This window comes from Nocardioides cremeus, assembly GCF_030518195.1.
Taxonomy (GTDB): Bacteria; Actinomycetota; Actinomycetes; order Propionibacteriales; family Nocardioidaceae; genus Nocardioides; species Nocardioides cremeus.
Map to the genome: position 1 here is coordinate 365,297 of NZ_JAULSC010000001.1, position 14,237 is coordinate 379,533.

12 protein-coding genes are annotated in these 14,237 nt (G+C 71.7%); 8 read left to right on the forward strand and 4 right to left on the reverse strand.

Annotated elements, in window-relative coordinates:
- Nucleotides 1–95: 95 nt before the first annotated feature.
- Both QWJ41_RS01740 and QWJ41_RS01745 read left to right on the forward strand, forming a co-directional pair.
- Nucleotides 96–1,589 (forward strand): NAD(P)/FAD-dependent oxidoreductase, encoded by a 1,494-nt coding sequence (locus QWJ41_RS01740; RefSeq protein ID WP_302705426.1) that lies wholly within the window; start codon nucleotides 96–98, stop codon nucleotides 1,587–1,589.
- 61 nt (nucleotides 1,590–1,650) lie between these two features.
- Entirely contained in the window at nucleotides 1,651–2,796 is a 1,146-nt protein-coding gene (locus tag QWJ41_RS01745; RefSeq protein ID WP_302705427.1) for an MFS transporter, read from the forward strand.
- Between the two features lie 30 nt (nucleotides 2,797–2,826).
- On the opposite strand, the gene QWJ41_RS01750 is transcribed toward QWJ41_RS01745, so the two are convergent.
- Together QWJ41_RS01750 and QWJ41_RS01755 are read right to left on the reverse strand one after the other, a co-directional pair.
- On the reverse strand, nucleotides 2,827–4,389 hold the full coding sequence (locus tag QWJ41_RS01750) for a hypothetical protein (protein WP_302705428.1): 1,563 nt from the start codon (nucleotides 4,387–4,389) through the stop codon (nucleotides 2,827–2,829).
- A gap of 54 nt (nucleotides 4,390–4,443) precedes the next feature.
- Nucleotides 4,444–5,178, reverse strand: coding sequence for a TetR/AcrR family transcriptional regulator (locus QWJ41_RS01755; protein WP_302705429.1), 735 nt, complete (start codon nucleotides 5,176–5,178; stop codon nucleotides 4,444–4,446).
- A 74-nt stretch (nucleotides 5,179–5,252) separates the two neighbouring features.
- Between QWJ41_RS01755 and QWJ41_RS01760 the strand changes: the two genes are divergently transcribed.
- Genes QWJ41_RS01760 through QWJ41_RS01770 form a run of 3 tightly spaced genes read left to right on the forward strand, consistent with a single transcriptional unit; the run spans nucleotide 5,253 to nucleotide 7,833 of the window.
- Nucleotides 5,253–6,113 (forward strand): 3-hydroxybutyryl-CoA dehydrogenase, encoded by an 861-nt coding sequence (locus QWJ41_RS01760; protein ID WP_302705431.1) that lies wholly within the window; start codon nucleotides 5,253–5,255, stop codon nucleotides 6,111–6,113.
- Between the two features lie 8 nt (nucleotides 6,114–6,121).
- A complete protein-coding gene (locus tag QWJ41_RS01765) occupies nucleotides 6,122–7,294 on the forward strand; it encodes an acyl-CoA dehydrogenase family protein (RefSeq protein WP_302705432.1) in 1,173 nt (390 codons plus the stop codon).
- Nucleotides 7,295–7,347: 53 nt separating this feature from the next.
- On the forward strand, nucleotides 7,348–7,833 hold the full coding sequence (locus tag QWJ41_RS01770; RefSeq protein WP_302705433.1) for a VOC family protein: 486 nt from the start codon (nucleotides 7,348–7,350) through the stop codon (nucleotides 7,831–7,833).
- 49 nt (nucleotides 7,834–7,882) lie between these two features.
- On the opposite strand, the gene QWJ41_RS01775 is transcribed toward QWJ41_RS01770, so the two are convergent.
- Nucleotides 7,883–9,106 (reverse strand): ATP-binding protein, encoded by a 1,224-nt coding sequence (locus tag QWJ41_RS01775; RefSeq protein WP_302705435.1) that lies wholly within the window; start codon nucleotides 9,104–9,106, stop codon nucleotides 7,883–7,885.
- Nucleotides 9,107–9,303: 197 nt separating this feature from the next.
- Between QWJ41_RS01775 and QWJ41_RS01780 the strand changes: the two genes are divergently transcribed.
- The 3 genes from QWJ41_RS01780 to QWJ41_RS01790 are packed head-to-tail and all read left to right on the forward strand — an operon-like array spanning nucleotide 9,304 to nucleotide 12,541.
- The gene (locus QWJ41_RS01780; RefSeq protein ID WP_302705436.1) at nucleotides 9,304–10,440 is read left to right on the forward strand and encodes a glutathione-independent formaldehyde dehydrogenase; all 1,137 of its coding nucleotides are present in this window, start codon (nucleotides 9,304–9,306) and stop codon (nucleotides 10,438–10,440) included.
- Nucleotides 10,441–10,443: 3 nt separating this feature from the next.
- Nucleotides 10,444–11,220: an MIP/aquaporin family protein gene (locus tag QWJ41_RS01785; RefSeq protein ID WP_302705437.1), complete on the forward strand. Its 777-nt coding sequence runs from the start codon at nucleotides 10,444–10,446 to the stop codon at nucleotides 11,218–11,220.
- Nucleotides 11,213–12,541 (forward strand): NAD(P)/FAD-dependent oxidoreductase, encoded by a 1,329-nt coding sequence (locus tag QWJ41_RS01790; RefSeq protein ID WP_302705438.1) that lies wholly within the window; start codon nucleotides 11,213–11,215, stop codon nucleotides 12,539–12,541. The genes QWJ41_RS01785 and QWJ41_RS01790 overlap by 8 nt, the downstream gene beginning before the upstream one ends.
- Here the strand turns inward: QWJ41_RS01790 and QWJ41_RS01795 are convergent.
- Nucleotides 12,516–14,201: a ribonuclease J gene (locus QWJ41_RS01795; RefSeq protein ID WP_302705439.1), complete on the reverse strand. Its 1,686-nt coding sequence runs from the start codon at nucleotides 14,199–14,201 to the stop codon at nucleotides 12,516–12,518. The genes QWJ41_RS01790 and QWJ41_RS01795 overlap by 26 nt on opposite strands.
- Nucleotides 14,202–14,237: the final 36 nt, after the last annotated feature.

Consider the following 14,237-nt stretch of genomic DNA (forward strand, 5'->3'; position numbering starts at 1 on the left):
ATGGGGCGGACGTCCGCACGACCCGGCGCCGCACGACGACCGCACGACGTACGACGAACCGGGGCAGCGCCCCCGGACACGAGAGGTGAGCACCCATGACCGCGACCCAGGACGCATCGCCCGACGCGGGACGACGCCACCGGGTGGTGGTGATCGGCTCCGGCTTCGGCGGCCTCTTCGGCACCAAGCAGCTGCGGCGCTCCGACGTCGAGGTCACCATGGTCGCCAAGACGACCCACCACCTCTTCCAGCCGCTGCTCTACCAGGTCGCCACGGGCATCCTTTCCGAGGGCGAGATCGCCCCGCCGACCCGTGAGGTGCTCAGCGGGCAGGACAACGCCACCGTGCTGCTCGGCGAGGTCACCGACATCGACCTGGAGCAGCGCCGCGTCACCTCCCACGTGCTGGGCCGCGAGACCGTCTCGGAGTACGACTCGCTGATCGTGGCCGCCGGCGCGGGGCAGTCCTACTTCGGCAACGACCACTTCGCCGAGTTCGCGCCCGGCATGAAGAGCATCGACGACGCCCTCGAGCTGCGCGGGCGCATCTTCGGCGCCTTCGAGATGGCCGAGCTGGCCGCGCGCCGCGGCGAGGAGGTCGACCACCTGCTGACCTTCGTGGTCGTCGGCGCCGGGCCGACCGGCGTCGAGATGGCCGGCCAGATCGCCGAGCTCGCGCACCGCACGCTGCGCCGCGACTTCCGCTACATCAACACCCGCAGCGCGCGGGTGCTGCTCGTCGACGCCGCCCCGCAGGTGCTGCCGCCCTTCGGAGCCAAGCTCGGCGAGAAGACCAAGAAGGAGCTCGAGGACCTCGGCGTCGAGGTGATGCTCGGGGCGATGGTGACCGACGTCGACGAGCGCGGCCTGGAGATGTCCTACAAGGACGGCCACACCGAGCGCGTCGAGGCCATCACCAAGATCTGGGCCGCCGGCGTGCAGGGCAGCCCGCTCGGCAAGACCCTCTCCGAGCAGACCGGCGCCCCGCTCGACCGGGCCGGCCGCATCAGCGTCAACCCCGACCTGACCCTGCCGGGGCACCCGGAGGTCTTCGTCGTCGGCGACATGATCTCCCTCGACAACCTCCCGGGCGTGGCCCAGGTCGCCATCCAGGGCGCCAAGTACGCCGCCAAGGAGATCGACGGCCGCCTCAAGGACAAGCCCGCCCAGAAGCCCTTCAAGTACTTCGACAAGGGCTCGATGGCCACCATCAGCCGCTTCCGCGCGGTCGCGATGGTCGGCAAGCTGCGCCTGACCGGCTTCATCGCCTGGCTGATGTGGCTCGCGGTGCACCTCTTCTACATCACCGGCTTCAAGAACCGCGTCACCGCGGTGTTGCACTGGTTCGTCTCCTTCCTGGGCCGCGGCCGCTCCGAGCGGACCGCCACCGAGCAGCAGATCTTCGGGCGCAACGCCTTGAGCCGTCTGCAACGCGGCGCCACCGACCTGGTCTCCGAACCGGGCGAGTACGACGACCTGCGCCACCGCAGGGACTCCGAGCGCCGCGAGGAGCTCGAGGCCCAGGCCGCCGAGGAGGCCCGCCTGACCGACGCCGGCGAGCGCGGCACGAAGGTCGGCGACCGGGTCTGAGCGCCGGGACGACGGCGACGTCGTCGCCTCGCGCGGCGGGACCCGTGCGAGGCTGGGCCGGGTGACCTGGAGCCCGGATCGACGACTGGCGGTGCTGCTGCTCGCGGTGGCGACCGGGACCAACGTCCCCACCCCTCTCCTGCTGCTCTACAGGGAGCGGCTCGCGATGACCGATGCGTCGCTGACTGCGATCTTCGGCGTCTACGCCCTCGGCCTGATGCTGGCGCTGGCGTTCGCGGGCCGGGCCGCCGACCAGCTCGGGCGGCGCCGGGTCGTGCTGCCGGGGGCGGTCTGCGCGGCCGCCGCGTCGGCGCTGTTCGTCCTCGCGGTCGACAGCGAGCTGCTCCTCTACGTCGTCCGGTTCCTCCAGGGGGCCGCCTCGGGGACGGTGTTCAGCGTCGGCAGCGCCTGGCTGGTCGAGACCGCCCTGCGCCGCGGCAGTCCTGCGGGTCCTCGCACCGCCGCGGTCGCCATGACGGGAGGCTTCGCGATCGGTCCGGTCTACGCCGGCCTGATCGGCCAGTGGGGGCCCTGGCCCCTGGTCCTGCCCTACCTGCTGCACGTGGTGGTCCTGCTGGTGGCGCTCCTGGCCGCGCGGTCGGTGGCCGAGTCGCTGGTCCGGCCGCCGAGCAGCGCTGGTGCCTCCCCTCCAGGGGCGTTCCGGCCCGGTGCCCGGCGTACCGCCCTGCTCGTCGTCGCCCCACTGGCGATCTGTGTCTACGCCTTCCCGGCGAGCGCGATCGCTGCGGTGCCGGTCCTCGTCGGGTTCCCGGTCGCACCCGTGGCGCTGACGGGGCTCATGGGCGGTCTCGCCCTCGGTGCGGGAGCCCTGGCGGCGCCGCTCCAGGGTCGGCTCGGGCCGCGCACCGCACCCGTCGCGGCCGCCTGCGGAGTCGTCGGGTTGGGCGGTACGGCGCTTGCGGCGGCCGTGCCCGGTCTCCTGCTGCTGGCCGTCCCGGCCTCGGTGGCGCTCGGGGCCGGCGGCGGTCTCGCGCTCGCCAGCGGGATCTCGCGGCTGCCCCCGCTGGCGAACGAAGGCCGGTTGGGCACCGTGTCGGCGGCCTTCTACGCCACCGCCTACATCGGGTTCGGGTTCCCACTGATGATCACCACGCTCGCGCAGCGGTTCTCGGTGGCTCCTGTGCTGGCGGTCCTGGCCGGGTTGTGCGCGGTGCTCGCCGTCCAGCAGGAGCGGGCCCGGTTGTGACCCGGCTCGTCGGTTGCGCTCTCGCGCGGATCAGCTGCGCTGCCCCACGGCCTCGGTCGGAGCGGCCAGGTCGGGACGGTGGAGCAGCAGGACCTCGGTGAAGGCGGCGGGGTCGACCATCGAGGCGTCGATGACGAAGGGCGCCATCGCGCGACGGTGGAAGAGCACCTTCCAGCCGCGCGACCCGGGGCGGCCGCGGACCTCGATCGAGGTGTGCGGGTTGCCCAGGTCGAAGAGGTGGCGCCCGGCAGCGCTCTGGATCTCGAGCCGCCCCTGCTGCAGCGACATCCGGGTCGGGCTGGCGCTGGCGCGCACCGCCCAGATCACGGCGGTGAGCAGCGCCAGCACACCTGCGACGCCGAGAGCCGTCTCGGTCGGATCCTGGTAGGCGACGTAGCCGGCGATCCCGGTCGCGACCAGCGCCAGCAGGAGCAGCACGCCGGTCGCGGCGCGGACGCCGCCGGGCGAGTGCAGCTCGGTCGGCAGGGCGGTCGACGGTGGGGCGGGTGGCGTCGAGACCCTGGCGGGGGCCGGGTCCGACGCCGGGGCCGGTGCCGGTGCGGCCGGCGGGGGCGCGGGTCGGGCGACCTGCTGCTCGGGGTCTCCCGACACGGCCCGCTGCACCCCCGCCCGCAACGACGAGGCGACAGCGCCCAGGCGCGGCGTGCGGGCCGGGCGGGGCTCGGGCTCGGGTGTCGGCTCGGGCTCGGGCTCCGGGTCACCCACGGGCTCCGGGTCAGGCGTCGGCTCCGGTTCCGGCTCGGGCTCCGGGTCAGGCGTCGGCTCCGGTTCCGGCTTGGGCTCCGGGTCAGGCGTCGGCTCCGGTTCCGGCTCAGGCGTCGGCTCCGGTTCCGGCTCGGGCTCCGGGTCAGGCGTCGGCTCCGGCTCCGGCTCGGGCTCGGGCGTCGGCTCCGGCTCCGGGTCGAGCGTCGGCTCGGCCACCGGCGCCGGCGTGGCAGCGCCCAGGAGTGCGAGCACGTCGCGACCGGCGCCCACGTGGTCGGGCGGCGCCGGAACCTCGGGCTCCTCCGCCGCGTCGGGGCTGGGACCGGCCATGTCGGTCTCTGGGCTCACCACCGGCTCGGCGACCGGCTTGGCGACAGCCTCATCGGCGCGGCGTCGGCCGCGACGTGCCCGGCTGCCTCGCTGCTCGCCCTGCTCGAGCGCACGCCGGGCCGACGCGGTCAGCACCGGCTCGAAGCCCGCGAGGTCGATGCCGACCTCGGAGGCGGCGGCAGCGGCCACCGGGGTCGACTCCGGCGGCACGGCTGCCGGGGTCTCGAGCTCCTCGGCGTTCTCGGCGTTCTCGACCTCCTCGAGCTCCCGAGCCTCAGCCTCCTCAGCCTCGTCGAGCTCCTCGTCGGCCGTGACCGCGTCGGCAGGGACGTGCGCCACGCTCGCGGCCGCGGACGGACGCGGCGCGGGTGGTTCGGATGGCGCGGGCGCGTCCGGGGACGCAGTACGACCGGCCGGCTGGGTGCGCGCGATGCCGTAGGTGCGCGGCCGGGTCGCCGGGTCCTCAGCGGTCTGGGCGCGGTGCGCGAGCCACCGGTCGACGAGGTCGTCGCCCGGGGTCTGGTCCTCGGTGCTCATGGTGCACCGATGGTCCCACCGCAGGCGGCGCGCCGTGCGGGAATCGGCCCGGCCTCAGCGTGGCGCGTCGTCGGCGAGCGCGCGGCGCAGGGCCGGCAGCACCGCGTCGACGTCGTACGGCGTGCGCAGCACCACGATCGAGGTGCCCTCGTCGGCGGGCCGGGGGAGCGCGCCGTTCGGGCCGGTCCCCAGCGCCTCCTCGAGCGCCAGGCCCAGCTCCTCGACGGCGCCGGCGCCGTCGACGACGCCGCGCAGCCACCGGCGCAGCACGTGGTTGTGGGCGGTGACCACGGCCGCGGCGAGCAGCTCGGCGCGCAGGTCGCGCCCGGCCTCCTCGCCGGTCCAGGCGCGCAGCGCGTCGCGGTAGACACGGTGGTACTGCAGGGTGCTGGCCAGCTCGCGGTCGCGCAGCGTGGTCACGGTGCGGGTCAGCCGGTAGCGGGCGCGGGCCAGGTCGCCCTCCTGGAGGTAGTGCTCGAGCACCAGCCGGGTCGCCTCGGCGATCCCGATCAGGGTGGCCGCGCCGGGTGTGGTCGCGGTCTCCAGGCGGCTGCGCACCCGCTCGAGGAGGGCGGTGTGCTCGGGGAAGATCACGTCCTCCTTCGACCCGAAGGCGCGGAAGAAGGTGGTGCGCCCGACGCCCGCGGCCTCGGCGATGTCGCCGACCGTCGTGGCGTCGTACCCGCGCTCCTCGAAGAGGGCGAAGGCGGCGGCCCGCAGCCGGTCGCGGACCTCGCCCGCGCCGGGTCTGCTGGTGGGCCTGCTCGTGGGCCTGTTCGAAGCAGGCACCGGACCTCCCAGGATTGGTGAGACTCGATGCCGAGAGTACGGTACTGAGTACCGAATAGAGAGGTGGAGCGCGCGTGACGAGTGTCGAGAACGTCGGAGTGGTGGGCTGCGGCCTGATGGGAGCCGGCATCGCGGAGGTCTCCGCGAGGGCGGGCCTCGACGTGGTGGTCGTCGAGTCGAGCCAGGCGGCGGCCGAGGCCGGACGGGCCCGGCTCGAGGCCTCGCTGCAGCGCGCGGAGTCGCGCGGCAAGCTCGACTCCGCCCAGGAGGTCCTGCAGCGCATCCGGGTCGAGACCGAGCTCGACGCGCTTGCCGACCGCGGCCTGGTCGTCGAGGCGATCGTGGAGGACGAGGCGGTCAAGGTCGACCTCTTCAAGCGCCTCGACCAGGTCGTCACCGCCCCCGACGCGATCCTGGCGAGCAACACCTCGTCGATCCCGATCATGAAGCTCGGCGTCGTGACCTCGCGGCCCCAGCAGGTGCTGGGCATCCACTTCTTCAACCCGGTGCCGGTGCTCAAGCTCGTCGAGCTGGTGCCGAGCCTGCTGACCTCGGAGGAGACGACGACGACCGCGCGGTCCTTCGTCGAGGACCTGCTCGGCAAGCGCTCGATCCTCTGCCAGGACCGCGCCGGCTTCGTCGTCAACGCGCTGCTGGTGCCTTTCATCCTCTCCGGCATCCGGATGATGGAGTCGGGCTTCGCCTCGGCCGAGGACATCGACCAGGGCCTGGTGCTCGGCGCCGCCCACCCGCAGGGCCCCTTGGCCCTGGCCGACCTGATCGGCCTCGACACGACCAAGGCCGTGGCCGAGTCGCTGTACGAGGAGTTCAAGGAGCCCCTCTACGCCCCGCCGCCGCTGCTGGCCCGGATGGTCGACGCCGGTCTGCTGGGCCGCAAGTCGGGCCGTGGCTTCTACACCTACGACAAGAAGTGAGTGCACCCGTGAGCGAGACGACCGACCTGTACGCCCTCTCCGAGGAGCACCGCGCGATCCGCGGCGCCGTGCGCGACCTGGTCGAGGCCAAGGTGGCGCCCTACGCCGCCGCCGTCGACGAGGAGGCGCGCTTCCCGCACGAGGCCTCGGCCGCGCTGCAGGCCGCCGACTTCCACGCCCCGCACGTGCCGGAGGAGTTCGGCGGCGCCGGCGCCGACGCGCTGGCGACCGTGCTGGTGATCGAGGAGGTGGCGCGTGCCTGCGTGTCGTCCTCGCTGATCCCCGCGGTCAACAAGCTCGGCTCGCTGCCCGTGCAGATCGCCGGCTCGCACGAGCTGAAGGCGACGTACCTCGGCGCGCTGGCACGCGGGGAGGGCGGCTTCTCCTACTGCCTCTCCGAGCCCGAGGCCGGCTCGGACGCGCTGTCGATGAAGACCCGCGCGGTGCGCGACGGCGACCACTGGGTGCTCAACGGCACCAAGCGGTGGATCACCAACGCCGGCGAGTCGGAGTTCTACACCGTCATCGCCGTCACCGACCCCGAGAAGCGCTCGAAGGGCATCTCGGCCTTCGTGGTCGAGAAGTCCGACGAGGGCGTCTCCTTCGGTGCGCCGGAGAAGAAGCTCGGCATCAAGGGCTCGCCGACCCGCGAGGTCTACCTCGACAACGTGCGCATCACCGCCGACCGGATGATCGGCGAGGAGGGCACCGGCTTCGAGACCGCCATGAAGACCCTCGACCACACCCGCGTCACCATCGCCGCCCAGGCCGTCGGTGTCGCGCAGGGCGCCCTCGACTACGCGCTCGACTACGCCAAGGAGCGCGAGCAGTTCGGCAAGTCCATCGCCGACTTCCAGGGCCTGCAGTTCATGCTCGCCGACATGGGCATGAAGGTGGAGGCCGCGCGCCAGATGACGTACGCCGCCGCTGGCCGCTCCGAGCGCGGCGACGCCGACCTGACGTTCTTCGGCGCCGCGGCCAAGTGCTTCGCCTCCGACGTGGCCATGGAGGTCACCGTCAACGCCGTGCAGGTGCTCGGCGGCTACGGCTTCACCCGCGACTACCCGGTCGAGCGGATGATGCGCGACGCCAAGATCACCCAGATCTACGAGGGCACCAACCAGGTGCAGCGGATCGTGATGGCCCGCCAGCTCCTCGCCGGGGTCCAGTCGCAGATCTGAGCCGCACGCGGCGCGGGCGATGAGTCGCCCGCGCCGCGACGGTCCACCTCCTCATGACGAACACGACGATGTACCCCTGCCTGTGGTTCGACGGGGTGGCCGAGCAGGCCGCCGAGCACTACGTGGGGATCTTCCCCGGCAGCCAGGTCGAGAAGGTGTGGCGCTCGCCCGCCGACACCCCGGCCGGGCCGGCCGGACAGGTGCTGGTCGTCGACTTCACGCTCGCCGGCCAACGCCTCCAGGCCCTCAACGGCGGGCCCGAGTTCCGCTTCAGCGAGGCCGTGTCGCTGGTCTTCGAGTGCGACGACCAGGCCGAGGTCGACCGGCTGTGGGACGCGCTGGGTGCCGACGGCGGTGAGCCGGGGCCGTGCGGGTGGATCAAGGACCGCTTCGGGCTGTCGTGGCAGGTCGTCCCGCGACGGCTCAACGAGCTGCTGGACGACCCCGACCCCGACCGTGCCCGCCGCGCCATGGAGGCGATGCTGACCATGGGCAGGCTCGACGTCGCCGAGCTCGAGCGGGCCGCTGCCGGCGCCTGAGCCGCGGGTCGCGCGGGCGGTCCGTCGGCGCGACGCCTACTGCGCTCGCTCAGTCCTTGGCCCGGGTCTTCTTCGACCGCTCGGGCGGCATGATGAGGTCGGGAATTGCGCGAAGCATGAACTTGTCGAAGTGCGGCACGGTGAACGCCGCATACCCATGCTCAGGCGTGTAAAGCAGTCCCATGTTGATCAATTGGGCCCGAGTGGGTCCCATCTGGGTGGACTTCCGTCCGATCACGGCCGCGACGTCTTGCGCCTTCTGGGCTTCTGGACCGAGCTCAGCCATCGCGCGGAGGTAGATGCGCTCCATCTCGGTTGCGCGGTCCAGACGGACCCGGAAGAACGACTCATCGAGCTTCGCCTCATAGAGCGGCACGGCTAGCTCGACGTCGTCACGCGTGATTGTGGGGCCCGCTGCCACACCCCATACTGCGTAGCCGAGTTCTTGGATGAAGTAGGGGTAGCCGCTCGTGACCTCGAGGGCGAGGTCGAGAGCATCGTTGCTGTAGCCAGCCCCCTCGGCGTTGGCGGGCTCGACCAGGGCGGCCCGTGCGTCCCCGTCCTCGAGGTTGCCGATGTGCGGGAACTTGAACAGTCGTTCCGAGTAGGATTTGGCGTCGCCCGCCAGTTCGGCGATCTGGGGAAGGCCCGCGCCGACCATCGTGACCGGCAGCCCGCGTTGCACCGTCTTGTGGAGGGCTGAGATCAGAGCTTCCAGTTGTTTGGTCGACAGGAACTGCACCTCGTCGAAGAGCAACACCAGTCCCCGCCCGGTGTCCTGCGCGGCTTCGCCGACCGCCACAAGCAGGTCGGAGAGATCGGCCTGCAGATCCTGCTGGTCGGCGAAACCTTCGGCTGCATCGACGTCCATGCCGCCGGTCAAGGTCCCGGCCGGGTCGACCGAGATGCTGAAGGACTTGAGCACGGCTGCTGCGCGAAGCACCCTGTCGCTCCAGCGAGCCTTGGGTGACATCTCGAACAGCGATGTCCGGATGGCGCTCACCATCTGCCGGCGGAAGTGCTCGTCGTCGTGCTTGGAGACCTCGCGTTCGACCACGACCCAGTTCAGCTCTTGGGCCTTGCTGCGGAACTTGCCCAGAAGGACTGTCTTTCCGACGCCACGCAAGCCGGTGATGATCATGGACTGCTCGGTCCGGCCGACGCTCATCCGGCGAAGGAGGAGGTCGAAGGTCTGCATCTGGACGTCGCGTCCCCGCACCGCGAGGGGCTGCGCGCCTGCGTTGGGCGTGTAGGGGTTCGCGACGGGGTCCATGGCGCGACCTTAGGTTCTTTATCCACGTTTATCTACTACGCGTAAAGCTGCCTAAAGAACTTAAGGCTGCAAGTCCCGGTGGGTGGTCGCCGCCACAGCCGCTGTTCACCGCCGCGATGTTTGCAAAGGACACCGGCTGGTTACGGGTGCGCCATCGCGCTGCCGCGCGACCCGTCCCGACACCAAGGAGGAGCGAGATGCGAGCTGTCGTCTACAAGGAGCCGCACCAGGTCGAGGTCGAGGAGGTCGACGACGCCAGGATCGAGGACCCGACCGACGTCGTGATCAAGGTGACCACCGCCGCCATCTGCGGTTCCGACCTGCACATGTACGAGGGGCGCACCGGCGCCGAGGCCGGCATCGTTTTCGGCCACGAGAACATGGGCGTCGTCGAGGAGGTCGGCAGCGGCGTCGCGTCGCTGAAGAAGGGCGACCGGGTCTCGATCCCCTTCAACGTCGCCTGCGGGTTCTGCAAGAACTGCCTGGCGGGCAAGACCGGCTTCTGCCTCACGGTCAACGAGGGCTTCGCCGGCGGTGCCTACGGCTACGTGAGCATGGGCCCGTACCGCGGCGGCCAGGCCGAGTACCTGCGCGTCCCCTTCGCCGACTTCAACTGCCTCCCGCTGCCCGAGGGCGACCAGCACGAGCGCGACTTCGCGATGCTGAGCGACATCTTCCCGACCGGCTACCACGCCGCCACGATGGCGCAGGTCAGCCCGGGCGAGACCGTCGCGGTGTACGGCGGCGGCCCCGTCGGGCTGATGGCCGCCTACTCCAGCCTCATCAAGGGCGCGTCGCGGGTCTTCCTCGTCGACAAGGTCCCCTCGAGGCTCGACCTGGCCGAGAAGATCGGCGCCATCCCGGTGAACTTCGCCGAGGTCGACCCGGTGGAGGTGATCACCGACCAGACCGCCGGCGAGGGCACCGACAAGGGCATCGACGCGGTCGGCTACCAGGCGACCGTCTCGGAGGGCGAGGAGCAGCCCGCCATCGTCCTCAACCAGCTCGTGCACACCGTGCGGCCCACCGGCAGGCTCGGCGTCGTCGGCCTCTACGTCCCGAGCGACCCCGGCGCACCCGACGAGAACGCCGCCGAGGGCAAGCTGCTCTTCGAGATCGGCAAGTTCTTCGAGAAGGGCCAGACGATCGGCACCGGCCAGGCCGACGTCAAGGCCTACAACCGCCAGCTGCGCGACCTGATCATCGCGGGGCGGGCCGAGCCCGGGTTCGTGGTGTCCAAGGAGCTCCCGCTCGAGGGAGCGCCGGAGGCCTACGAGCGCTTCGACAAGCGCGAGGAGGGCTACTCCAAGGTCCTGCTGCACCCCTGGGAGTGAACGATGGCGGCGACGAACGAGTCGACCGGAGCCCGTCAGGGCCGGGCGGCTGCGGGGACCGCCGCGTTCTTCGCCGAGGTGGTGGGCACCTTCATGCTGGTCTTCGCGGGGACCGCGGCGGTGCTCGCCACCCAGCGGCTGGACCCGAGTGAAGGCTTCAGCGTCGTCGACGACGTGGCGATCGCGCTCGCCTTCGCCTTCGGGATCCTCGCGGCCGTCTACACGGTGGCTGAGATCTCAGGCGCCCACATCAACCCGGCGGTGACGATCGCACTGGCCGCGGTCGGGCGCTTCCCGTGGCGGGTCGTGCCGGCGTACGTGCTGGCCCAGCTCATCGGCGGGCTGCTGGCCGGGTTGATGAACTGGCTGATGTTCGGGGACGTGGCGAAGGAGCTGGCGCTCGGCGGGACGCAGCCGGGCGAGGGGGTGAGCTGGTGGACGGCGTTGGTCACCGAGTTCGTCATCACCGCGGTGCTGCTGGTCGTCGTGATGGCCACGGCTGTCTACGAGGGAGCCCCCGGCGCGGGGACGTTCGCCGGTCTCGCCATCGGGCTCTGGGTCGGCGCGGCCGTGCTGCTCGCGCTGCCGATCTCGGGTGCCTCCCTGAACCCGGCACGCACCCTGGGCCCCGACATCGTCGCCGGGGCCTTCCCTGGCTGGTGGATCTACGTGGTGGGGCCGGTCGTCGGTGGCATCGCCGGGGCCGCGCTGTGGACGCTGCTGCTCGAGCGGGGCGACAAGCAGGTCGTCGAGTCGATGGGAGCTGATGACGATGACTGAGACCGCGACGCGTGACGCCGCCCGACCACGGGTGGTCGTCGTGGGGGGCGGCTTCGCCGGCCTGAGCGCCGTACGCCGGCTGCGCGACGAGGACGTCGACGTCACGCTGGTCGACCGGCACACCTACAGCACGCTGCAGCCGCTGCTCTACCAGGTCGCGACCGCTTCGCTGAACGCCGGCGACGTCACCTGGTTCCTGCGCACGATCCGGTCGAAGCAGAAGAACGTGCGGGTCATCAACGCCACGGTCGAGGCGATGGACCACGACGCGCGCGAGGTCGTGCTCGACGACGGGCAACGGGTGGCCTACGACCACCTGGTCGTCGCCGCCGGGGCCACGGCCAACTTCTTCGGGATCAAGGGGGCCCAGGAGCACGCGCTGCCGCTCTACACCCGCTCCCAGGCGCTGGCGATCCGCGACGAGGTCTTCTCCCAGCTCGAGCGGGCCGCGGCTCGTGACCCCGACCGCGAGCTGCGGATCATCGTCGTGGGCGGTGGTGCGACCGGGGTCGAGACCGCGGGTGCGCTGGCCGAGCTGCGCAACCGCGACATGGCAGTCACCTATCCCGAGCTCGACCCCGCCAGGACGCACATCACGCTGCTGGAGATGATGCCGGTCCTGCTCAAGCCCTTCTCCCGCAAGGCGCAGGAGTACGCCCTCGCGTCGCTGGTCGAGCGCGGGGTCGACGTGCGGGTCGACACCGCCGTGCAGGAGGTGCGCCCCGACGGGGTCGTCGACGCCGACGGCAACCACATCCCGGCCGGCATCGTCGTGTGGGCCTCGGGCGTGACGGTCCACGACGTCGTGTCCCAGTGGGACCTCCCACAGGGCAAGGGCGGCCGGGTGCAGGTCGACGACCACCTGCGGGTCGTCGGCCGCGACGGTGTCCTCGCCGCCGGCGACATCGCCGCCGGACCCGGCGACGACGCGCTGCCGCAGCTGGCCCAACCCGCGCTGCAGGGCGGGCGGTACGCCGCAGGCGTGATCGCCGCGAGGGTCCGGGGCGAGCCACCGCCCCCGCCGTTCCGCTACCGCGACAAGGGGATGATGGCCACCATCGGCCGCCGCGCCGCGGTGGCGCAGGTCAAGCACCTGCCCACCATCACCGGCACCCTCGCCTGGCTGCTGTGGATGGCGGTGCACGTGTTCTACCTGCTGGGCGTGCGCAACCGGATCGCCACGATCGTCAACCTGTCGGCGCGCTACGTGTTCTGGCGCCACGGCCACGACGCGATCGTGGGTGAGACGGACCTGCGAGGCCCCGGTCCCGGCACCCGGGACCGGGACCTCGAGGTCAGGCGTCGACGACCACCGGGATGATCAGCGGGCTGCGGCGGAAGGTCTTGTGCGCCCACCGGCTGACGTCGCGGCTGATCATCTGCTCGAGCTGGTGGGCGTCGCCGATGCCCTCGCCGGCGGCGCGGGCCAGGGTCTTCTCGATGACCTGGACGGCCGGGTCGAAGGCCTTGGGCTCGTGCACGAAGCCGCGCACCAGGAAGTCGGGCCGGTCGGCGAGCTTGCCGGTGTCGGCGTCGACGATCGCGAGCACCGTCACCACGCCCTCCTCGGCCAGCGTGCGCCGGTCCTTCAGCGTGGCCTCGGTGACGCCGCCGACCTGCTGGGCGTCGACGAAGACGAGGCCCGCGGGCACCTTGCCGGTGATCTTGGCGCGGCCCTTGACCAGGTCGACGACCACGCCGTCCTCGGCCAGCACGACGTTGTCGGGGTTCATGCCGGTGGCGATCGCCAGGTCGGCGTTCGCGCGCAGGTGGCGGTACTCGCCGTGCACGGGCATCACGTTGCGCGGCTTGATGATGTTGTAGCAGTAGACGAGCTCGCCGGCGCTGGCGTGGCCCGAGACGTGCACCTTGGCGTTGCCCTTGTGCACGACGTTGGCGCCCCAGCGGGTCAGCCCGTTGATCACGTTGGAGATGGCGTTCTCGTTGCCCGGGATCACCGAGCTGGCCATCAGGATGGTGTCGCCCTTGCCGACCCGGATCTTGTGGTCGCGCGAGGCCATCCGCGAGAGCGCGGCCAGCGGCTCGCCCTGGGAACCGGTGCAGATCAGGGTGGCCTTGTTGGCGGGCAGCCGCTCGAGCTGGTCGAGCGGCACGATCAGGCCCTCGGGCACCTTGAGGTAGCCCAGGTCGCCGGCCACGCCCATGTTGCGGACCATGGAGCGGCCCACGAACGCGACCTTGCGGCCGTGCGCGTGCGCGGTGTCGAGCACCTGCTGGATGCGGTGCACGTGGCTGGCAAAGCTGGAGACGATCACGCGGCGCGGCGCGGTGCGGAAGACGTGCTCGATCGCCGGGGTCAGGTCGCGCTCGGAGGTGGTGAAGCCGGGCACCTCGGCGTTGGTGGAGTCGGTCATGAAGAGGTCGACGCCCTCCTCGCCCAGCCGCGCGAAGCCGCGCAGGTCGGTGATCCGGCCGTCGAGGGGGAACTGGTCCATCTTGAAGTCGCCGGTGTGCAGCACCATGCCGGCGCGGGTGCGGATGGCCACGGCGAGCCCGTCGGGGATCGAGTGGTTGACCGCGACGAACTCGCAGTCGAAGGGGGCCAGGTCGATCCGGTCGCCCTCCTTGACCTCGCGCAGCTCGGGGCGGATCCGGTGCTCCTTGAGCTTCTCCTTGATCAGCGCCAGCGTCAGGCGCGAGCCGATCAGCGGGATGTCGGGGCGCTCGCGCAGCAGGTACGGCACGCCGCCGATGTGGTCCTCGTGGCCGTGGGTCAGCACGACGCCGACGATCTTGTCGAGGCGGTCACGGATCCAGGTGAAGTCGGGGAGGATCACGTCGACGCCCGGCTGGTGCTCCTCGGGGAAGAGCACCCCGCAGTCGACGATCAGCAGCTTGCCCTCGTGCTCGAAGACCGCCATGTTGCGGCCGATCTCGCCGAGGCCGCCGAGCGCCACGATCCGCAGGGCGCCGGAGGGCAGCTTCGGAGGCGCCTGCAGCTCGGGGTGGGGGTGGCTCACTCGGTGTCCTCACGTGCGTAGGGGAAGCAGCCGGGT